General features: G+C 40.4%; 21 protein-coding genes. 5 read left to right on the top strand and 16 right to left on the bottom strand.

The genetic code is table 11. From position 1 onward, the window contains the following. Positions 1-10: 10 nt before the first annotated feature. The 15 genes from prfB to Q4443_RS02860 all read right to left on the bottom strand — a co-directional run bounded on the left by prfB (position 11) and on the right by Q4443_RS02860 (position 13,263). A protein-coding gene (prfB, locus tag Q4443_RS02930) for a peptide chain release factor 2 (protein ID WP_239683582.1) occupies positions 11-1,106 on the bottom strand; the annotation gives its coding sequence in 2 pieces (ribosomal slippage) (positions 11-1,033 and positions 1,035-1,106; 1,095 coding nt in all). A gap of 110 nt (positions 1,107-1,216) precedes the next feature. Next, entirely contained in the window at positions 1,217-1,873 is a 657-nt protein-coding gene (locus Q4443_RS02925; protein ID WP_000268645.1) for a CBS domain-containing protein, read from the bottom strand. A 152-nt stretch (positions 1,874-2,025) separates the two neighbouring features. Then, positions 2,026-3,453, bottom strand: coding sequence for a cytosine permease (locus Q4443_RS02920; RefSeq protein ID WP_049518965.1), 1,428 nt, complete (start codon positions 3,451-3,453; stop codon positions 2,026-2,028). A 1-nt stretch (position 3,454) separates the two neighbouring features. Further along, positions 3,455-3,640, bottom strand: a complete 186-nt coding sequence (locus Q4443_RS02915; RefSeq protein WP_000859104.1) for a hypothetical protein — start codon at positions 3,638-3,640, stop codon at positions 3,455-3,457. Between the two features lies 1 nt (position 3,641). Further along, positions 3,642-5,420: a phosphotransferase gene (locus Q4443_RS02910; protein WP_303407919.1), complete on the bottom strand. Its 1,779-nt coding sequence runs from the start codon at positions 5,418-5,420 to the stop codon at positions 3,642-3,644. A gap of 299 nt (positions 5,421-5,719) precedes the next feature. Then, positions 5,720-6,430 carry an ABC transporter ATP-binding protein gene (locus Q4443_RS02905; RefSeq protein ID WP_000062207.1) on the bottom strand — a complete coding sequence of 237 codons (711 nt, stop codon included), beginning with the start codon at positions 6,428-6,430 and terminating at the stop codon, positions 5,720-5,722. Beyond that, positions 6,430-7,194, bottom strand: coding sequence for an ABC transporter ATP-binding protein (locus Q4443_RS02900; protein WP_049490316.1), 765 nt, complete (start codon positions 7,192-7,194; stop codon positions 6,430-6,432). The genes Q4443_RS02905 and Q4443_RS02900 overlap by 1 nt, the downstream gene beginning before the upstream one ends. After that, positions 7,194-8,150: a branched-chain amino acid ABC transporter permease gene (locus Q4443_RS02895; protein ID WP_084926123.1), complete on the bottom strand. Its 957-nt coding sequence runs from the start codon at positions 8,148-8,150 to the stop codon at positions 7,194-7,196. The genes Q4443_RS02900 and Q4443_RS02895 overlap by 1 nt, the downstream gene beginning before the upstream one ends. A 3-nt stretch (positions 8,151-8,153) precedes the next feature. Beyond that, positions 8,154-9,023, bottom strand: a complete 870-nt coding sequence (locus tag Q4443_RS02890) for a branched-chain amino acid ABC transporter permease (protein ID WP_000941413.1) — start codon at positions 9,021-9,023, stop codon at positions 8,154-8,156. Between the two features lie 119 nt (positions 9,024-9,142). Further along, positions 9,143-10,303 carry an ABC transporter substrate-binding protein gene (locus tag Q4443_RS02885; protein ID WP_000726133.1) on the bottom strand — a complete coding sequence of 387 codons (1,161 nt, stop codon included), beginning with the start codon at positions 10,301-10,303 and terminating at the stop codon, positions 9,143-9,145. Positions 10,304-10,390: 87 nt separating this feature from the next. Continuing rightward, positions 10,391-10,660, bottom strand: a complete 270-nt coding sequence (locus Q4443_RS02880; protein ID WP_000462101.1) for a YlbG family protein — start codon at positions 10,658-10,660, stop codon at positions 10,391-10,393. Between the two features lie 78 nt (positions 10,661-10,738). Further along, complete coding sequence (gene clpP, locus Q4443_RS02875; RefSeq protein ID WP_000613467.1) at positions 10,739-11,329, bottom strand: ATP-dependent Clp protease proteolytic subunit ClpP; 591 nt, start codon at positions 11,327-11,329, stop codon at positions 10,739-10,741. Positions 11,330-11,501: 172 nt separating this feature from the next. Then, entirely contained in the window at positions 11,502-12,131 is a 630-nt protein-coding gene (gene upp / locus Q4443_RS02870; protein ID WP_070656981.1) for a uracil phosphoribosyltransferase, read from the bottom strand. 88 nt (positions 12,132-12,219) lie between these two features. Beyond that, positions 12,220-12,687 carry a cytidine/deoxycytidylate deaminase family protein gene (locus Q4443_RS02865; protein WP_303407916.1) on the bottom strand — a complete coding sequence of 156 codons (468 nt, stop codon included), beginning with the start codon at positions 12,685-12,687 and terminating at the stop codon, positions 12,220-12,222. 18 nt (positions 12,688-12,705) lie between these two features. Beyond that, positions 12,706-13,263 (bottom strand): TetR/AcrR family transcriptional regulator, encoded by a 558-nt coding sequence (locus tag Q4443_RS02860; protein ID WP_000003897.1) that lies wholly within the window; start codon positions 13,261-13,263, stop codon positions 12,706-12,708. Positions 13,264-13,387: 124 nt separating this feature from the next. Between Q4443_RS02860 and Q4443_RS02855 the strand changes: the two genes are divergently transcribed. From Q4443_RS02855 to Q4443_RS02840, 4 genes are read left to right on the top strand one after another with little or no spacing between them, the layout of a single operon-like run. Next, positions 13,388-14,233 (top strand): DegV family protein, encoded by an 846-nt coding sequence (locus tag Q4443_RS02855; protein ID WP_268699908.1) that lies wholly within the window; start codon positions 13,388-13,390, stop codon positions 14,231-14,233. 57 nt (positions 14,234-14,290) lie between these two features. Continuing rightward, entirely contained in the window at positions 14,291-15,472 is a 1,182-nt protein-coding gene (locus Q4443_RS02850) for an NAD(P)/FAD-dependent oxidoreductase (RefSeq protein WP_049518959.1), read from the top strand. A 13-nt stretch (positions 15,473-15,485) separates the two neighbouring features. Continuing rightward, positions 15,486-16,007, top strand: a complete 522-nt coding sequence (locus Q4443_RS02845) for a DUF1697 domain-containing protein (protein WP_000400042.1) — start codon at positions 15,486-15,488, stop codon at positions 16,005-16,007. Positions 16,008-16,017: 10 nt separating this feature from the next. Next, positions 16,018-16,473: an 8-oxo-dGTP diphosphatase gene (locus tag Q4443_RS02840; protein WP_001081769.1), complete on the top strand. Its 456-nt coding sequence runs from the start codon at positions 16,018-16,020 to the stop codon at positions 16,471-16,473. Between the two features lie 28 nt (positions 16,474-16,501). On the opposite strand, the gene Q4443_RS02835 is transcribed toward Q4443_RS02840, so the two are convergent. Further along, on the bottom strand, positions 16,502-17,242 hold the full coding sequence (locus Q4443_RS02835) for a MerR family transcriptional regulator (protein WP_000274766.1): 741 nt from the start codon (positions 17,240-17,242) through the stop codon (positions 16,502-16,504). Between the two features lie 358 nt (positions 17,243-17,600). Between Q4443_RS02835 and Q4443_RS02830 the strand changes: the two genes are divergently transcribed. Next, a complete protein-coding gene (locus Q4443_RS02830; protein WP_025168375.1) occupies positions 17,601-18,941 on the top strand; it encodes a sodium-dependent transporter in 1,341 nt (446 codons plus the stop codon). Positions 18,942-18,950 lie beyond the last annotated feature (9 nt).

The following is an 18,950-nucleotide window of genomic DNA, read 5'->3' as shown; positions in this document are numbered from 1 at the left end:
CCTTTCTATCTTAGCTGATTCGCCACTTGAGGTAGGCATCGATAAAACCTTCAAGGTCTCCATCCATCACCTTATCTACCTGAGCAACTTCAAAGCTTGTACGGTGATCTTTTACCATAGTATAAGGCGTGAAAACATATGAACGGATTTGGCTTCCCCAAGTGATTTCTTTTTTCTCACCTTTAAGGGAATCGACTTCCGCAGCTTTCTTTTCTTGCTCCATTTGATAGAGCTTAGCCTGCAACATCTTCATGGCACGATCTCTATTTCCATACTGGGTACGATCGACCGTTGATTGGACGACAGTTCCCGTAGGAATGTGTGTCAAACGCACACCTGTTGAAACCTTATTGACGTTTTGTCCACCAGCACCACCTGAACGGAAGGTATCCATTTTGATATCATCTTCACGAATCTCCACTTCGATGGTATCATCCAACTCAGGCATAACCTCTACGGATGTAAATGAAGTATGGCGACGTTTGGCAGAGTCAAATGGCGAAATACGGACCAAACGGTGAACACCCATTTCTGATTTAAGTAGGCCGTATGCATTGGGTCCTTCAAAAGACAAGGTCACAGACTTGATACCTGCTTCATCACCAGCCTGGTAATCCAAGACTTCTACTTTAAAGCCTTTGGCATTTCCATAACGAGTGTACATACGAAGCAACATATCCCCCCAGTCCTGAGCCTCAGTACCACCGGATCCTGGATGGATTTCCAAGATTGCATTATTATGGTCATAAGGTTCTGACAAGAGAAGCGTCATCTCGTAACTGGTCATCATCTTATCCAGTTCTGTCAACTGCTCTACCAGTTCATCATGGACTGACTCGTCTTCTGCTAAAAAGTCCAATAAAATCTCAACTTCATCCTGCAACTCTTCCATTTTACGGAATGTGTTGTAGGTGTTTTTTAATTCATTTAATTCTTGCGACGTTTTTTGGGCCGCGATATTATCGTTCCAAAAATCAGGTTCTGTCATCTTGTTTTCCAAGATGGCAATCTCTTCCTCTAAGCCTTCGAGGTCAAAGAGACCCCCTAAAAGAAGATAATTTTTCACGATTTGCGTCAATTTTTTGACGAATTTCTGAAATGTCCATAGATACTCCTTTTCATATCGTTTTATTATACCATAATCTCTCATTTCTTTCCATATTTTGCTTTTCACCGCTTTTGATGGCAGAAGAAAAGAGGCTCTAAAGCCTCTTGTTTAAAGGACTTTGGCAGAGGTATGAGTGATTTCCTCCACTTGAATTCCTTCTTTTTCAAACTTATCCTTTAATGAAGTCAAATCGATTTTTCCATCAATTTGAACTTCGATGACGACCTTGCCATCCTTACGTGGAATGTTAACAGTATGGGAAATATTTAAATCCTCTTCTACAATTAAAGCTACAATTTTCCCCAGTACTCCGACTTCATTTTCTGTAATGAAACGAACACGAATCCCCTCTTCTCCGTACCCAGCGATTTCCAAGAAAGCCTGAAAAACATCGCGATCTGTAATTACGCCGTAGACCTGATGATTGTCTACGACTGGTAATATCCCAATTTTATTTTTTAGCATCAGGTAGGTCGCATCTTCTAGACTAGCATAGCCAGAAACCGTCACGACATCTCGAATCATTACATCTTTTACTTTGGTTTTATTCAGAAGATAATTCATCTCATAGATAGAGAGACTGGTTGCTTTAGATGGGCTTGCTTCCGCAATGGTTCCTTCTGTTACCAATCCGACTAATTGATCGTTTTCGATAACAGGTAAACGGTGCAAACCTTGCTCGCGCATCAAATCTGCTGCGTGTGCTACAGTCGTATCTGGACTGATATAAACTACCTTACGGGTCATGAAATCTTTAACTGCCATGAGACTTCTCCTTCTATATTGCTACTTTTATTATACACTTTCTTAGAAAATCTATCAAACGCTTTCATCTCTTTTTCAAGATTTTGAATAATCTGAGTAGTTTGTATAAAATGCCAGTATAAATTAAAAGGGAACCTAAGTCCCCTCTCTTCTTAAATCGTAATAGTGTCTCGATCTTTTATCATATAACGTTTCAATGGGCTAAGACTAGCTAGCCAGTATAGTAGACCACCGAATAGCGCAGTAAAACCACTACCCGTTGTGATTAAAAAGATTGGACTTTGAATTTGTGCAGTTACAGGGTTGTAAACAAATAGTACCGCTACCAATAAGGAGATAAATACGCAAGACAAGCCAACTAAGTTAAATCCTTTAGTAAATTCGTAGGCATCATGTCCTTCAAGGAAATAGGCTGAACGCAAGTCGAGTTTTCGTTTTCTTAAGATAAAATAGTCGACAACAATCATACCAATAATTGGCCCTTGAATATAGGCGGCTAGGGAGATAAAGGATCCGAAATACTCTTCTACTCCTCCCCAGATAGTGAGTAGACTCACGTAAACCATGGCAATCCAAACCATTAGTTTATAGCTTACTTTGGGCATCCCACTTTTGACAATCATACAGTTTACATACGATCCTGTCCCCTGGGTTCCAATATTGGCAAAGGCTACTAGCAGTAAACTTAAGAGTGCAAAGGCTGGGGTGCTTAGAGTTGATAGCATGGTTGTTGGATCACTTTCATAAACACCTGTCTTGACAAACATGGCTAGTGCCATCACTCCACCTGTCGCAACGAAGAATGGAGCCACAACTCCGTATGATAAGGCTGTAGCCCAATAACCACTACGTTCTGATTTTGCTAAACGCGGTAAAACCAATGCCTGTGTAGACCAAGAAAAGGCAAAGGCAACATTTCCTTCTCCAGAGAGCATGAAGCGTTCTAATGGCGTCAAATCTCCTTGAGTGGCAGGTTGGATATTCATAATATCAGTTATAGGAACAGCGACAAAGCAGATTCCAACGATAATCAGACCGACAATCAACAAGGCAATAACCAAGAAGCGATTGGTCCATTTAATCACTTCTGGACCTCCAAGAGCAATGAGAGTCCCAAGAAGAACACAGAGGGTACCAAGAATAGGTGCCCATACTCCCTTGTCCAAACCAATACCAAAATTGTTTGCCAAATGGATCATGGAACTGGCAAAAAGATTGGCCGCAACAGCATACCATCCAAAGTTAGCCAAGCTAATAATGGTTGATAACAGAGCTACACCTCTTTTTCCCAGAACAGCTCTCAACCAAATCCACAAATCAATTCCATACTTAACCGCAAATAAAATAGGAAGACATTCAATAAAGACCCAGATAATGTTAAAGCTAAAAATATTTATCAACATTTGATTAAAGGTCAAATATTGAGCTACATAAGCCCCTTGGGTATAACACCAAGTAGCAATGGCAAAACCACTTGTCGATAGAAAGAGATCCCAAAAAGAATACTGACGATCCTTATTGGTCATGGGAACAATTCCGGTTATGGTTTCTTGTTGGATATAGTCATTCATTTTAGACATGTTATTGAATTCCTCCCGTCATTGCTAAGATAATCAAAACAAGGTTGATTAGGACTATGGAGATGATTAAAATGAAATCACTTTTTAGGAAGGGTTGAACAAACTCGTAGTTTGGTGACTCCATTTCTTCCAATCTTCTCTTTGTTTCAGTTGCTACTAATTCTTCAATTTCAGATGTCGTTTTCATCTCAGTTCTCCTCCAAATACAAGTCAAGGGCCAGTTGTCCATATTGTTTGGTATAGCGATACCAGATGTAGAGAAACTCACCGACTGGTTTTCCGACACTCTCCTGGAACAAAGCCCACAAGAACCAATAATATGAGGTCACTGCTACATAAGCCAAGTAGTGACGTTTGGTTTTCTTATCTGGTACTTCTTGTAGATACAATTCCAGTACTTTTTCAGCATCCTCTACGGTATAATTAGAACACGCGATAAAGGTCCCCAAATCTCCTGCTGGCTCTCCCATTCCAGAATATTCCCAATCAATCAAGCTCATTTCGCCTGCTTCATTCAACAAAAAATTAGGACTATAGGAATCTCCATGACAAAGAACAACCTGTTTCGGATCATTCTGTAAATAATTTTTGAGAAGTGAGACGGTTTTATCCAGTTCCTCGAGGCCATCAAATTCAAATCGATTTCTAGCTTTCAATTTTTCTCTAAAATCAATAATTCCCTCAAACTGGGCAAAGGAATGTTCCGTTTTTTCTCCAGATTGGTGTAACCGTCTCAAGAGGTCCATTGCTTGTGCCACATCATCCCAATTATTATAATCCAGTTGCTTAGCATTGGGAATAAATTCTGAAATTTTCCAGCCCTCATGCTTGTTCATAGCTACGAAGGTACGGTCAATCTTTAATTTTGTAGCAATTTCCATAGAAGCTGCTTCACTAGCTCGGTCGATATAATTTTCCGTTCCCCTGCCCGGATGACGGTAAACATATCTTTTTCCTAGACAGTCAAATGAAAATGATGTGTTGGTTAACCCATCTTTTAGAGGTTTGATATTGACAATATCTGAAGCCACACACTTTAATGTCTTACAGATATTATCGATAATAGCTGAATCTGCATTTACCAAATAACGTTCATCAAATTGACGGAGTTCATCTAGAGAGTCGAATTCTTTAACAATATCCGCTGAATAGTGACGGGCTTCTAAAAGGAGTTCCTTGACATGCCGACTATAGTAATCCTCCCAAAGCTGTTCCCGATAAGGTTCGTGCTTAAACTCGTTTTCTAAAATTTCCTTGAATTTCTCACTAAATGCACGGTCGAAATAAACGTGCCCCACCATAGCCCAAGTATTTTCTCCACCAATCTGGATATCAATGATGGTGTTATTCGAATCCTCTATAGCACAATATTCGTCCGTTTGACCTTCTGCAAATATCGTCGAGTAGTAACCTCTATAAATATATTGCTCAAAAGGATTTTCCACAAAATAATTATCTGATGAACAAATATAAGTGTTGGAAAGTTGATTTTTAACCAACATAAGAGACGAACAGTTATTATATTTGTAGTAATCATTATTTACTACAATTTTTATACCAAACTTCTCTGCAAGATAGAACATTTTTTCTTGTAAGTAGCCTACAGTAACGGTTATATCTTCTATTCCTGCTTCTTGCAGCTGTCTGATTTCCCTCTCTATCAAGCGTTCCCCCTTGACTTGAAGCAATCCTTTGGGAATCTCATAAGACAAAGGAGCAAAACGGCTACTCATGCCAGCAGCCATTATAATGGCATTTTTTACTCGATAGGGGTCTAAAACTTTCTGACCTAGTTCAGTTAAGTGAAGCTCCTCATCAACCCACTTCTCTTCTTTCAGTTTTTTCAATAATGTGTTGATTGTTCCTAAAGATAGGTCTAACTCTTCAGCTAACTGTCGCTGAGTAAATGTCTTTTCTTTATGTATCAACATAAAACGCAAAAGTTTAAATTGTTTTTCTGTTACCATTCTCAGTCCTCCTGTTCAATTTTCTCTTACTCATATTATAATATGAACAAAAAGGACTGTCAATTCAAATAGGAAAACAATGAGTAAAAATTAAGGCCTTCTTCCCTTTCCTCAAAAAACATATAAATAAAAGAGCTCCTTATTCTGGAGCCCTGAAATATTTTATATTTTTGATAAGTAGTCGTATTAGGTGTCGCTTGGCTGCAATCCTTATCCGCCAACTAAAAAGGTCCCCCGGACTATAGAGGGATTGCGTGCGCAATCTCCATCCACAGCCTAAACTAGTCTCCCAGACTAGTTTAGCCACCTAGATATGCTTTTCTGACTTCATCTGATGCTGCGAGTTCTTTTCCTGTTCCTGATAGGACAATCTTTCCTGTTTCAAGTACATAACCACGATCAGAGATAGCAAGGGCCTTGTTAGCGTTCTGTTCAATTAGGAGAACTGTTGTTCCTTGCTTCTGAATATCTTGAATGATATCAAAAATTTCTTGGATAAAGATCGGGGCAAGTCCCATTGACGGCTCATCCAAGAGAAGGAGCTTAGGTGTAGACATGAGAGCGCGTCCCATAGCAAGCATCTGCTGTTCACCACCTGAAAGAGTTGCCGCATCTTGGTTTTTGCGTTCTTCCAGACGAGGGAAACGTGAAAAGACTTTTTTCAAGTTAGCTTGATTTTCTTCACGATTTTTCTTTAAAAAGGCTCCCATTTCTAAGTTTTCCATAACAGTCAAACCTGGGAAAACATGGCGTCCTTCAGGAACTTGTGAAAGGCCACCTGCTACAATTTTTTGAGCTGGCAACTTTTGAATTTCTTTTCCTAAAAACTGAATTTTACCAGCACTTGGACGAACCAAACCTGAAAGGGTACGAAGAATGGTTGTTTTACCAGCACCATTGGCACCGATAAGAGAAACAACTTCACCTTCATTAACCTCGAAACTTACATCACGAACTGCTTGGATCATACCGTAATGCACAGAGAGGTTTTCAACTTTTAACATAGACATCAGGCTTCACCTCCTAGATAAGCTTCGATAACGCGTTTGTTGTTCTTGATCTCATCCGGAGTCCCATGAGCAATCAAACGGCCATATTCAAGAACATAGATACGCTCAGTGACTTCCATAACCAAATTCATGTCATGTTCGATGAGCATGATGGTAATTTTAAATTCATCTTTGATACGACGGATCAATTCTGTCAATTCAGCTGTTTCTTGTGGATTCATACCAGCTGCAGGTTCATCCAAAAAGAGGATTTTAGGTTCAGTTGCCAGAGCACGAACGATTTCTAATCGACGTTGTTGGCCATAGGCAAGATTCTTCGCAAGAGTATCTGCGTCGCCATCCAAATCAAAAATCTTCAGCAAGTCCAAAGCTTTGCTTTTTAATTCTTCCTCATTCTTATAAAAAGCTGGTAGACGTAGAAAGCTCGCAAGGACATGTTGTTTATGATGATTACTAAATGCAATCAAAACATTTTCCAAAACTGTCAATTCCTTGAACAAACGAATATTTTGGAAAGTACGACTGAGACCAAGTGAAGCAATCTTATAGGGAGTTTTCCCATTTAGGAGGTGACCATCTAGTGTCACAGTACCTTCGCTTGGTTCATAAACACCGGTCAAGAGATTGAAAAGGGTTGTTTTACCAGCTCCGTTTGGTCCAATCAGACCAACCAATTCTCCCTCGTTCAATTCAAGAGTGACATCTCCAACAGCTGTTAGACCGCCAAAATGTTTGGTTAACTGTTTAACTTCAAGTAATGCCATTAGTTTTGTCCCTCCTTCTTCGATTTTTTAAAGAAACGTGATAGACTCAATTCCCATGTCCCAAGAAGTCCACCTGGTCTGAAAATCATGACCAATACAAGAGCCAAAGCGTAGATAATCATACGTACGCTTGCTACATCCTGAAGGAGCATATTTAAAATTCCTAAAACAATCGCTGAAACGATGGTACCAGTAATCGATCCCAGTCCACCAAATACAACGATAATCAACACATTGATGGAATTAATAAAGGTGTAATCTTTTGGAACAACAGATCCGATAAAACCGGCCTGAAGTGAACCAGCAATACTTGCTGTAATAGCACCAAAGACAAAAGCGATTATCTTAATCTTTGTAGTGTTTACCCCAACGGACTCTGCAGCAATCTCATCCTCACGAACAGATAGAGTAGAGCGTCCAATTGGACTACGTAGGAAGTTGAGAGTGGCAATAGTTGTGATTACCACAAATAGATAAACCATTTGCCAGTTGGTAAAGTTTGGAATACCCAAGATACCAGCAGCACCGTTGGTCAAACTGCCACCATTAATGATAAAGATACGAATGATTTCTGAAACACCTAGTGTAGCAACAGCCAGGTAGTCACCCTTCAAACGGAGTGTTGGAATCCCAACGAGCAAAGCGATTGCACCAGAAATCAAGGCACCCAAGACCATTGCTCCAAAGAAGGCACCATAGGTTGGTGATTTTGAACCAATAATCGCTGCTGCATAAGCCCCAATCGCCATAAAACCAGCATGACCGAGTGAGAATTGTCCTGAAAAACCAACGATTAAGTTCAAACCTACTGCAAGGATGATATTAATCCCAATTTGTTCTAAAATTTGAACATGAAATAGATTGAGAACACCAGCAGAAACCAGTACACTAATCAACCCATAACCCGCTAACAGAAGGAATAACCAGAGAATATTTACTTTAAGATTTGTCTTCATTGTTTACACCTTCTCTTTCACATTCTTACCAAGGATACCTGCAGGTCGAACAATTAGAATCAAAAGCAAGATTCCATACACGATAGCATCACGGAAATCAGACATACCGAAGGCAGTAGCAAATGTTTCCAACAAGCCAATCACAAATCCCCCTAGAGCTGCACCAGGAATAATCCCGATACCACCGAGAACGGCCGCAACGAATGATTTTAGACCTGGAGTCACACCCATCAAAGGTTCAAGAGAGTTGTAGTAAAGGGCAATGAGAACACCTGCTGCACCAGCAAGGGCTGAACCCAAAGCAAAGGTAAAGCTGATTGTGCGATTTACATTAATTCCCATCAATTGAGCTGCGTCACTATCAACTGATACCGCACGCATGGCTTTCCCCATTTTTGTTTTTTGGACGATTAATTGCAATAAAACCATCAAGAGTACAGAAACTGCTAAAATCATCAATTGAACATTTGTCAAGCTAATTGGTCCCAAGTCAAAGCGGACTGTTTCAATTGCTTGAGGGAAGGCACGAGTATTAGCACCTACTAGATAAACCATTCCGTATTCCAGTAGGAAAGACACTCCGATGGCAGTAATCAATACAGCAATACGTGTAGAGTGTCGTAAAGGACGGTAGGCAAGAAACTCAATCACAACACCAAGCAGCGCAGTCCCTGCCATTGAAATAATTAAAGCTAAAAAGAAATCCATTTGGAAAGAATTAATCAAAAAGTAACCAATAAAGGCACCCATCATGTAAATATCACCGTGGGCGAAGTTGATGAGTTTGATAATTCCATAAACCATGGTATAACCCAGAGCCAAAAGTGCATAAACACTACCCAGAATTAAACCATTCACAAGTTGTTGGAGCATAGCATTCACTCTTTTCTATCCTTATTTTTTAGAAAATTTCATTATTTTCACAAGTTCATAAACACCGAAACAGGGAGTGAGTCAAAGGCTCATTCCCCATTTCAATTACTATTCTAATGTTATGGTTTTACAACTTCTGCTTCTTCAACTTTACCATTGTTCATGGTCATCATGTAAGCAGTTTTCACTGTATTGTGGTCAGCATCAAAGCTTGTCTGACCAGTTACACCATCAAAATCTTTGGTTTTAGCAAGGTTGTCCTTGATTTCACCTGAGTTTTTAGCACCTTTTGCAGCATTTGCTACTAGGTAAACTGAGTCATAGGCTAAAGCTGAGAATGTTGAAGGCTCTTCGTTGTATTTAGCACGGTATGCTTCAAGGAAAGCTTTAGCTTTTGCAGAAACATCAACTGTGGTGGAGAATCCAGAGATGAAGTAAATGTTTGATGCTCTTTCAGCAGTTGCTTGTTGAACAAATTCTTCACCGTTAAATCCATCACCACCAACGATTGGTTTATCAATTCCCATACCACGAGCTTGGTTTACAATTTTACCTGCTTCTGTGTAGTAACCTGGAACAACGATAGCATCAAACTCTTTGCCTTTCATTTTAGTAAGGGCTGCTTGGAAGTCTGTATCACCTGCTACAAACGTTTCATCTGCTACAATCTCACCCTTGTAGGATTCGCGGAATGATTTAGCAATACCTTTAGCATAGTCACTAGCGTTGTCAGTATAAAGAACAACCTTCTTAGCATTCAATTTGTTTGTTACATAGTTAGAGATAATCTTCCCTTGGAAGCTATCTTGGAATGTTCCGATAAATAGGTAATCTTGACCTTTAGTCAAACCGTCTTGAGTAGCACTTGGTGAAATCAATGGCACTCCAGCTTTAGTAGCGTTAGCTACAGCTGCAGCAGTTGCACCAGATGTCGCAGGTCCTACAATAGCTGCTACTTTTGATTGGGTAACAAGGTTTGTTGTAACAGAAGCTGCTTCAGCAGTTTCTGACTTGTTGTCTTTGTCTACAACTTCGATTTGTTTTCCATCAATTCCACCTGCAGCGTTGATTTCGTCTACGGCAAGTTGGGCACCTTTTTGTTCAGCTGTACCGTAAGCTGCCACAGCACCTGTCTCTTCAAAGTTAAAACCGATTTTAATTGTTTTTTCGTCTACTGGATTTCCAGTTGTGTTTGACGCTCCTGACTTGACCTCCCCACAGGCAGCAAGAAGAGCCACACTAGCAAGAGCCACAAAAGATAGGGCAAATTTTTTCTTCATTTTTAATCTCCTTATAGTTGTTTCAAAAATTGTATGTTAAGAATATACCGAATTATCAGAAAATTGTCAATGTATTTGTTTAATTTTTTAAATGATAACGTTTTCTTCAGTCCGATAGAGATTCCCAACGAAGGGAGTTTCTAGCTCTTGAATATGGCAACGTCTAATTTTCTTGATATATCTTTCCTTACCTAATCTCTCAACCAAGTCATCTAGCTCCTCAGTTGGAACATAGAGCTGCAAGTAACGATGTTTTTTGGAATGGTAACAGATATCACCGTATTCCTGAATTTTTTTTGCATCTCGATTATAGTAGAGATAGATGATTAATCCTGATCGATTTGTTTTTTCAAACATGAGGAATCCTCTTTCTAAGAAATCTTCTCCTATTATATCAAAAAAAGCAAACTCCGTCGAGTTTGCTTTCTAGGTTGTTCAGCTTAACGAATTATTGGCCATGATTTCATCAATAAAGCCATATTCAAGTGTTTCTTGGGCACTCATCCAGTAATCACGTTCCGCATCTGCATGAATTTGCTCGACTGATTTACCAGAGTTATCTGCAAGGATTTGCTCCAATGTCTTACGAGTTTTGAGCAAGTGCTCTGCAGCAATTGCCATATCTGTCTGTTGGGTACCACCACCTGTACCACCCATTGGTTGGTGAATCATGTACTCTGCATTTGGAAGCATGAAACGTTTGCCTTTTGCACCACTTGATGCGATGACAGTACCCATAGATGCAGCCATCCCCATAACGATAGTTTGGACATCCGCTTTGATAAAGTTCATGGTATCAACGATTGCCAAACCAGCTGAAACAGATCCTCCAGGTGTGTTGACATAAAGGTAAATATCTTTTGTGCTGTCTTGGGCATCCAAGAAAAGTAATTGTGCGATAACGGAGTTGGCCATGTTGTCTTCAACTGGACCTGTTAGCATGATGATGCGGTCTTTCAGAAGACGAGAGTAAATATCATAGGAACGTTCTCCACGGCTTGTTTGTTCAATAACTACAGGAATCATTCATTTCTCCTTTTATGTTGAATTTTCTTAGTCTTACGACTCAATACAGAACTATTATATCTTTTTGGTCAAAAAAGGTCAAATTTTTGCTCTATTCTCTAAACAGAAACAAAAACTCAACCTCCTTTCAAGTCAAAAACGAACTTCTAATTTCAGTATTTACTTTGGAATTTTATTTAGTACCGAACAAGCGGTCTCCAGCATCTCCAAGACCTGGAACGATATAACCGTGTTCGTTCAAGCGTTCATCCAAGGCTGCTGTAAAGATTTCTACATCTGGGTGTGCTTCTTGAAGAGCTTTCACTCCTTCTGGAGCAGATACTAGGCAGACAAACTTGATATTTGAAGCGCCACGTTTTTTAAGCGAATCTACTGCCAAGATTGCTGAGCCACCTGTTGCCAACATTGGATCAACGACAAAGATTTGACGTTGGTCAATATCCTCAGGCAATTTCACCAAGTATTCAACTGGTTGAAGGGTTTCTTCATCACGGTACATACCGATGTGACCAACTTTAGCTGCTGGAACCAAGCACAAGAGGCCATCTACCATCCCGATACCTGCACGCAAGATTGGGACAATCGCCAATTTTTTACCAGCCAATTGTTTTTGAACGGTCTTTGTGATAGGTGTTTCGATTTCCACATCTTCAAGTGGAAGATCACGAAGTACTTCATATCCCATCAACATTGCAATCTCATCTACTAGCTCACGAAAAGCTTTTGTAGAAGTATCTGTACGTCGCAAGATTGACAATTTGTGTTGAATGAGTGGATGATTAATGACTTCAATTTTTCCCATTTTCTGAATTCCTTCTTTCAATTTATTCTTCTTATTATATCAAAAAACGGTTTAAAAAGCTTTCTAAACCATTTCTTTTTATTAATTTTTAAATCAAATCTGCCTCTTGAAGAGCTATCTGAACAGTCTCTAATGGTAAATGGGTCAACTCGGTGCCTTTTTCATGATAAAGGTACTGGGCATAGTCATCCATTCGGTACTGGTTGATATAAACCACGCGCTTACAACCAACTTGTAGCAGTTGTTTGGTGCAGTTCAGACACGGAAAATGGGTCACATAGGCTGTAAATCCTCTTGGAACCCCTCGTTCGGCTCCTTGCAAGATGGCATTAACCTCGGCGTGAAGGGTTCGAACACAGTGACCTTCAATGACCAGACATTCGTGATCGATACAGTGCTCTGTTCCTGATACGGAACCATTGTAGCCTGTTGAAATGACTTTATTGTCCTTAACGAGGACAGCTCCCACCTTGGCACGTTTGCAGGTCGAACGATTGGCAATCAGTAAAGCCTGGGCTGCAAAGTACTCATCCCAAGCCAGTCTTTTTTCTGTCATAAGTATTCTCCTTATCCCCTATTTTTTGAAAAATGGCAAGCGTAAATCTGCAATCTTTTCAGCTGGAACCTTCATGCCATCCTTGATCCATTTGAGTAGAACCGATACGATGGCAGAACTCCAAAAGGAATGAAGGTAGCTGCTAACGCCTTTTGACTTTCCATGGTATTTTTCTAGAAATTCCTGCATGGCTTGGACAAAAATCTTTTCCAAATGGTAGTCCAGAGCAAGTTGGATAACCTTGGCTTCTTTCTTGGCTGCTCGAAAAAGGTGAACCCAGACTAGATAAAGGTCTGTTTTAACATCGTAGTGGCTCAACTGTTCCATAATGTTATGGACACTGCGTTTGAAGACGCTTTCCAAAATCTCTTCTTTGGAGTCATAGTTGCGATAGAAGGCGGCACGAGAGACACCCGCTCGTTTGACCAGCTCCGAAATGCTGATCTTAGCCAAATCTTTTTTCTCTAGAAGTTGCAAAAGAGCCGTCTCGATTGCTTCTCTAGTTAAAAAATTGGATTCTTGATTTGATTTTCTGAGATTTTCAAGAGATTTTTCAGATATTTTACGTTCAGACATAACAATTTCTTTCTACTTGTGACAACAGAGAGGTGGTACTTTTGTTTCAAGGGCTTTCATGATATAATTGTAAAAAAAGACAGAACCTTTGTCAATGTATAAATGACAAAGATGGAGAATTTCTATGACTTGGAAGATTGTAGCTGACTCTGGTTGTGATTATCGTCAACTGGCAACTCCTGCTATTGATACCGAATTTGTGAGTGTTCCTTTAACCATTCAAGTAGCTGATCAGGTCTTTATCGATGATGCCAATCTTGACATTGACCACATGATGGAAACCATGTATGCAACTTCTGAGGCTTCAAAATCAGCTTGTCCTAGCCCTGATGATTACTTGCGAGCATTTGAAGGTGCTAAGCATATCTTTGTCGTTACCATTACTGGTACTCTTTCAGGTAGCCATAATAGTGCACAGCTCGCTAAGAATATCTATCTTGAAGAACATCCTGACACCCAGATTCATGTGATCGATACATTGTCTGCAGGTGGTGAGGTTGACTTGCTCGTAGAAAAATTAAACGACTTGATTGACCAGGGTTTGTCTTTCGAGGAAATTGTTCAAGCTATTACTGCCTACCAAGAAAAAACGAAGTTGCTCTTTGTCCTCGCTAAGGTCGATAACTTGGTAAAAAATGGCCGTTTGAGTAAGCTTATCGGTACTGTCGTTGGCCTTCTCAACATCCGTATGGTTGGGGAAGCAAGTGAAACTGGAACCCTAGAACTGCTCCAAAAAGCGCGTGGAGCAAAAAAATCTCTTCAAGCAGCCTATGAAGAACTCATCAAGGCTGGCTACGCTGGTGGCCGTATCGTCATGGCTCATCGCAGCAATGATAAATTCTGTCAGCAATTGTCAGAACGCTTGCTGGAAACATTCCCACAAGCTGAAATTAAGATTCTTCCAACATCTGGTCTCTGCAGTTTTTATGCAGAAGATGGCGGTTTGTTGATGGGATATGAAATTAACTAAGATTATGAGCAACAAGAGATGCCAAGCATCTCTTATTTTTTATGGTACAATAGAGCTATGAAACATTTTGATACTATTGTCATTGGTGGGGGACCTGCTGGCATGATGGCTACGATTTCCAGTAGCTTTTATGGTCAGAAAACTCTTCTCATCGAAAAAAATCGGAAACTCGGAAAAAAATTAGCTGGAACGGGCGGTGGTCGTTGTAATGTGACCAACAATGGAACTTTAGATGACCTATTAGCTGGCATCCCTGGTAACGGGCGGTTTCTTTACAGTGTCTTCTCCCAGTTTGATAACCATGATATCATCAACTTTTTTACGGAAAATGGTGTTAAACTCAAGGTCGAGGACCACGGACGCGTCTTTCCTGCTAGTGACAAGTCTCGGACTATTATCGAGACACTAGAAAAGAAAATCACTGAACTCGGTGGTCAAGTTGCTACTCAAACAGAAATTGTTTCGGTTAAAAAGATAGACGACCAGTTTGTCCTTAAGTCCGCAGACCAAACCTTCACTTGTAATAAACTGATTGTTACAACTGGTGGTAAATCCTATCCTTCTACTGGTTCTACTGGTTTTGGGCATGAGATCGCCCGCCATTTTAAACATACCATTACTGAGCTTGAAGCTGCTGAGAGCCCATTGTTGACTGATTTTCCACACAAAGCGCTTCAAGGGATTTCACTAGACTATGTGACCTTAAGCTATGGTAAGCATGTCATCACTCACGATCTGCTCTTTACCCACTTTGGTTTGTCGGGTCCTGCTGCTCTGCGTATGTCTAGTTTTGTCAAGGGTGGGGAGGTTCTCTCGCTAGATGTTTTGCCTCAACTTTCTGAGAAGGACTTGGTAGCATTTCTAGAGGAAAATCGAGAAAAATTCTTGAAAAATGCTTTAAAAACTTTGTTGCCAGAACGTTTAGCAGAGTTCTTTGTGCAAGGCTATCCTGACAAAGTTAAACAGCTAACTGAAAAAGAACGCGAGCAACTTGTCCAATCTATCAAGGCTCTCAAAATTCCTGTGACTGGTAAAATGTCATTGGCTAAGTCCTTTGTTACTAAAGGAGGCGTCAGTCTTAAGGAAATCAATCCCAAAACTCTGGAAAGTAAGCTCGTTCCTGGTCTCCACTTTGCTGGCGAGGTACTGGATATCAATGCCCACACGGGTGGCTTTAACATTACTTCTGCCCTCTGCACCGGCTGGGTGGCAGGCTCCAATCCAATAAATACCAAGTAAGAAAGGAAGTCCTTTGGAACATATTATTTTACTGAGAGGCGTTACTCCTAATGGAAAAAATGCTATCCCGAAAATGTCTTATTTGATAGATATTTTGACAGAAGCTGGTTTTCAACACGTTCGAACCTATATTCAAAGTGGGAATATCATTCTTGAGAGTGACTCAGATTTAGAAGAAATACGAGAACGCGTTCATACTTTGATAAAGGAAAAAATTGGGGCCGACTTAAAAATGGTTATCAAGAATAAGAACGATTTTGAAAAGATTGTTCATGAGAATCCATTTAAAGAAGACTATCTTCATGATCGTGTGCATGTAATTCTTTATCAAGGACTTATCCAAAGTCTGCCACTAGAAAAATTGAAAACTGACTACGGCGAGGAAGAAATCTGTGTAGGCGATTACTGTCTCTACCTCTATCTTCCTAGAACTGCAAAACAAAAAAAGCTCAATACTAACTATCTTGAAAAATTGTTTGGCGTGGTTCTGACCATGCGAAAGTTAAACGTCGTGGAAAAGTTACTAACAAAATAGGAAAAACAATATGAACAGGCGAGAATTAGTCGAATTTGTCAATATGTGTATGATTCAAAACGGAGACAAGGTGCTGGTCCAAGACAGAGTTAGCCCTGACTGGCCTGGTATTACTTTTCCTGGCGGGCATGTTGAACGTGGCGAATCCTTTGTCGAAGCTGTCATTCGTGAAGTGAAAGAAGAAACTGGACTAACTATTTCAAAACCCCAACTCTGTGGTATTAAAGACTGGTATGACGACGAGGATTATCGTTATGTCGTCCTATTTTACAAGACCGAACACTTTACTGGTGAGCTACAATCTTCAGACGAAGGAAAGGTATGGTGGGAAGAGTTTGAAAATCTCTCTCAACTAAAACTGGCAACCGATGATATGTCTGATATGCTTCGTGTTTTTTTGGAAGATGATCTCAGTGAATTCTTTTACTACAAAGACGGTGACGACTGGCTTTATGACTTGAAGTAAAAAATAGGCTAGGAAATTCCTAGCCTATTTATTCTGCATTTGTCTGAACGTAAATAGCAATGACATCTGATGTGTATTGAGCTGTTCCAGGTCCAAATTTGTCAATGTTTTCCTTAAACTCTGGGTTGTAGACGTATCCTTTACCGATATGGCCGAAGACTTCAATAGAGCAGTCAAATCCATAAGTACGAATAGCTTGCCAGAGTTTAGCTGCCTCTTCTTGGTTTTCAGCTGCTGTTGCAGGCAGACCATCTTGAAGATTTTGAGCCAAGGCTTGAAAGACTTGGTTAAAGGCGGCCGTAGACTCGTCTTCGCGACCTTTTTGGCGCTCAAGAGCTTGGTCCATGACTTCTTGTCCATATTTCTCTACCGCCTCTTGGTGGTATTTTTGATGATCTTGATAGCTAAATCCAGTGAATTTTTCCTCAATCGTCATTTTTATTTCTCCTTTTTGTTCTTGAATGGTTTTTTGCAAGGTGGAAATCAAGGTATCCAGATGTTGCCTTTCTCGAGTTAGATAGTCCAACTGCCTAGTCAAATGGGGCAATAAATCTGATGATTCTCCTTTTAACAGCTCTGCTATTTTATCTAAAGAAAAGCCTAGATATTTGTAGTAAAGAATGACTTGAAGGCGTTCCAAATCTTCTTGACTGTAGGTTCGATAGCCGTTCTCTGACTTTAAGGGGACCAAGAGTCCTATCTTGTCATAGTGGTGCAGGGTCTTGACAGAGACACCTGAAAGCTGCGCAGCTTCTTTGATATGGTACATGATTCCCTCCTTATACTCAATGAAAATCAAAGAGCAAACTAGGAAGCTAGCCGCAAGCTGTACTTGAGTACGGTAAGGCGACGCTGACGTGGTTTGAATTTGATTTTCGAAGAGTATTACATTGATAGTATAACCCCTCCCCCTAGGTCAGAGTCAAGTGTTTTTGCGAAAAATTTTTAACTTTTTGAGAAAGGTGTGAAAACTTGAAAATGGTTTTCTTGACAGACCTTAGAAAACATGATAGGATAGTCAAGTCTATCAATCAAACAGAAGGCTCGTAAAGAGCCATTGAGGGAAGGCTATTTGACAACTCAAGTAGCCTTTTCTTATTTTAAAAAACGAGATTGGAGTTTCAACTATGTCAGAAAAATCACAATGGGGCTCGAAACTTGGCTTTATCCTAGCATCTGCTGGCTCAGCCATCGGGCTTGGTGCCGTTTGGAAGTTTCCCTACATGACTGCTGCCAACGGTGGAGGAGGCTTTTTACTGGTCTTTCTCATTTCTACCATTTTAATCGGTTTCCCGCTCCTGCTGGCTGAGTTTGCCCTTGGCCGTAGCGCTGGTGTTTCAGCTATCAAAACCTTTGGAAAACTTGGCAAGAATAACAAGTACAACTTTATCGGTTGGATTGGTGCCTTTGCCCTCTTTATCCTTCTCTCTTTTTACAGTGTCATCGGAGGATGGATTCTAGTCTATCTGAGTATTGAGTTTGGGAAATTGTTCCAACTTGGCGGAACGGGTGATTATGCTCAGTTATTTACTTCAATCATTTCAAATCCAGCCATTGCTCTAGGGGCTCAAGCTTCCTTTATCTTGTTGAATATCTTTATTGTATCACGTGGGGTTCAAAAAGGGATTGAAAGAGCCTCAAAAGTTATGATGCCCCTGCTCTTTATCATTTTTGTCATTATCATTGGACGCTCTCTCAGTTTGCCAAATGCCATGGAAGGCGTTCTCTACTTCCTCAAACCAGACTTCTCAAAACTGACCAGTGCCGGTTTCCTTTATGCTCTAGGACAATCTTTCTTTGCCCTTTCACTAGGGGTCACAGCCATGCTGACCTATGCTTCTTACTTAGACAAGAAAACCAATCTGGTCCAGTCAGGGATTTCCATCGTAGCCATGAACATCTCGGTATCCATCATGGCAGGTCTAGCCATTTTCCCAGCCATGTCAGCCTTCAATATTCAGTCTGAAGGGGGACCAAGCCTGCTCTTCATCGTCTTGCCTCAACTCTTTGACAAGATGCCTTTTGGAACCATTTTCTACATCCTCTTCCTCTTGCTCTTCCTTTTTGCGACGGTCACTTCCTCTGTCGTGATGCTGGAAATCAATGTGGGCAATATCACCAACCAGGACAACAGTATGCGTGCTAAATGGAGTACCATTTTAGGAATCTTGACCTTTGTCTTTGGCATTCCTTCAGCCCTATCCTATGGAGTTATGGCGGATGTTCACATCTTTGGTAAGACTTTCTTTGATGCTATGGACTTCTTAGTTTCCAATCTCCTCATGCCATTTGGAGCTCTCTGCCTTTCACTTTTTACAGGCTATGTCTTTAAAAAGGCTCTTGCAATGGAGGAACTACACCTTGATGAAACAGCATGGAAACAGGGACTTTTCCAAGTCTGGCTTTTCCTTCTTCGTTTTATCATTCCTATCATCATCATCGTGGTCTTTATCGCCCAATTTATGTAAATACAAAAA

The organism is Streptococcus sp. GP0011 (assembly GCF_030546305.1).
GTDB lineage: Bacteria > Bacillota > Bacilli > Lactobacillales > Streptococcaceae > Streptococcus.
The sequence above is the reverse complement of the archived record's forward strand: the minus strand, read 5'-3'. Positions and strand labels throughout refer to the sequence as shown.

What these genes read in the sequence shown, in the direction of transcription:
- Q4443_RS02925 (WP_000268645.1), bottom strand. Translation starts at nt 1,873, where the DNA reads ATGGCAGTTAAAGATTTCATGACCCGTAAGGTAGTTTATATCAGTCCA.
- Q4443_RS02920 (WP_049518965.1), bottom strand. Translation starts at nt 3,453, where the DNA reads ATGTCTAAAATGAATGACTATATCCAACAAGAAACCATAACCGGAATT.
- Q4443_RS02915 (WP_000859104.1), bottom strand. Translation starts at nt 3,640, where the DNA reads ATGAAAACGACATCTGAAATTGAAGAATTAGTAGCAACTGAAACAAAG.
- Q4443_RS02910 (WP_303407919.1), bottom strand. Translation starts at nt 5,420, where the DNA reads ATGGTAACAGAAAAACAATTTAAACTTTTGCGTTTTATGTTGATACAT.
- Q4443_RS02905 (WP_000062207.1), bottom strand. Translation starts at nt 6,430, where the DNA reads ATGTCTATGTTAAAAGTTGAAAACCTCTCTGTGCATTACGGTATGATC.
- Q4443_RS02900 (WP_049490316.1), bottom strand. Translation starts at nt 7,194, where the DNA reads ATGGCATTACTTGAAGTTAAACAGTTAACCAAACATTTTGGCGGTCTA.
- Q4443_RS02895 (WP_084926123.1), bottom strand. Translation starts at nt 8,150, where the DNA reads ATGAAGACAAATCTTAAAGTAAATATTCTCTGGTTATTCCTTCTGTTA.
- Q4443_RS02890 (WP_000941413.1), bottom strand. Translation starts at nt 9,023, where the DNA reads ATGCTCCAACAACTTGTGAATGGTTTAATTCTGGGTAGTGTTTATGCA.
- Q4443_RS02885 (WP_000726133.1), bottom strand. Translation starts at nt 10,303, where the DNA reads ATGAAGAAAAAATTTGCCCTATCTTTTGTGGCTCTTGCTAGTGTGGCT.
- Q4443_RS02880 (WP_000462101.1), bottom strand. Translation starts at nt 10,660, where the DNA reads ATGTTTGAAAAAACAAATCGATCAGGATTAATCATCTATCTCTACTAT.
- clpP (WP_000613467.1), bottom strand. Translation starts at nt 11,329, where the DNA reads ATGATTCCTGTAGTTATTGAACAAACAAGCCGTGGAGAACGTTCCTAT.
- upp (WP_070656981.1), bottom strand. Translation starts at nt 12,131, where the DNA reads ATGGGAAAAATTGAAGTCATTAATCATCCACTCATTCAACACAAATTG.
- Q4443_RS02865 (WP_303407916.1), bottom strand. Translation starts at nt 12,687, where the DNA reads ATGACAGAAAAAAGACTGGCTTGGGATGAGTACTTTGCAGCCCAGGCT.
- Q4443_RS02860 (WP_000003897.1), bottom strand. Translation starts at nt 13,263, where the DNA reads ATGTCTGAACGTAAAATATCTGAAAAATCTCTTGAAAATCTCAGAAAA.
- Q4443_RS02855 (WP_268699908.1), top strand. Translation starts at nt 13,388, where the DNA reads ATGACTTGGAAGATTGTAGCTGACTCTGGTTGTGATTATCGTCAACTG.
- Q4443_RS02850 (WP_049518959.1), top strand. Translation starts at nt 14,291, where the DNA reads ATGAAACATTTTGATACTATTGTCATTGGTGGGGGACCTGCTGGCATG.
- Q4443_RS02840 (WP_001081769.1), top strand. Translation starts at nt 16,018, where the DNA reads ATGAACAGGCGAGAATTAGTCGAATTTGTCAATATGTGTATGATTCAA.
- Q4443_RS02835 (WP_000274766.1), bottom strand. Translation starts at nt 17,242, where the DNA reads ATGTACCATATCAAAGAAGCTGCGCAGCTTTCAGGTGTCTCTGTCAAG.
- Q4443_RS02830 (WP_025168375.1), top strand. Translation starts at nt 17,601, where the DNA reads ATGTCAGAAAAATCACAATGGGGCTCGAAACTTGGCTTTATCCTAGCA.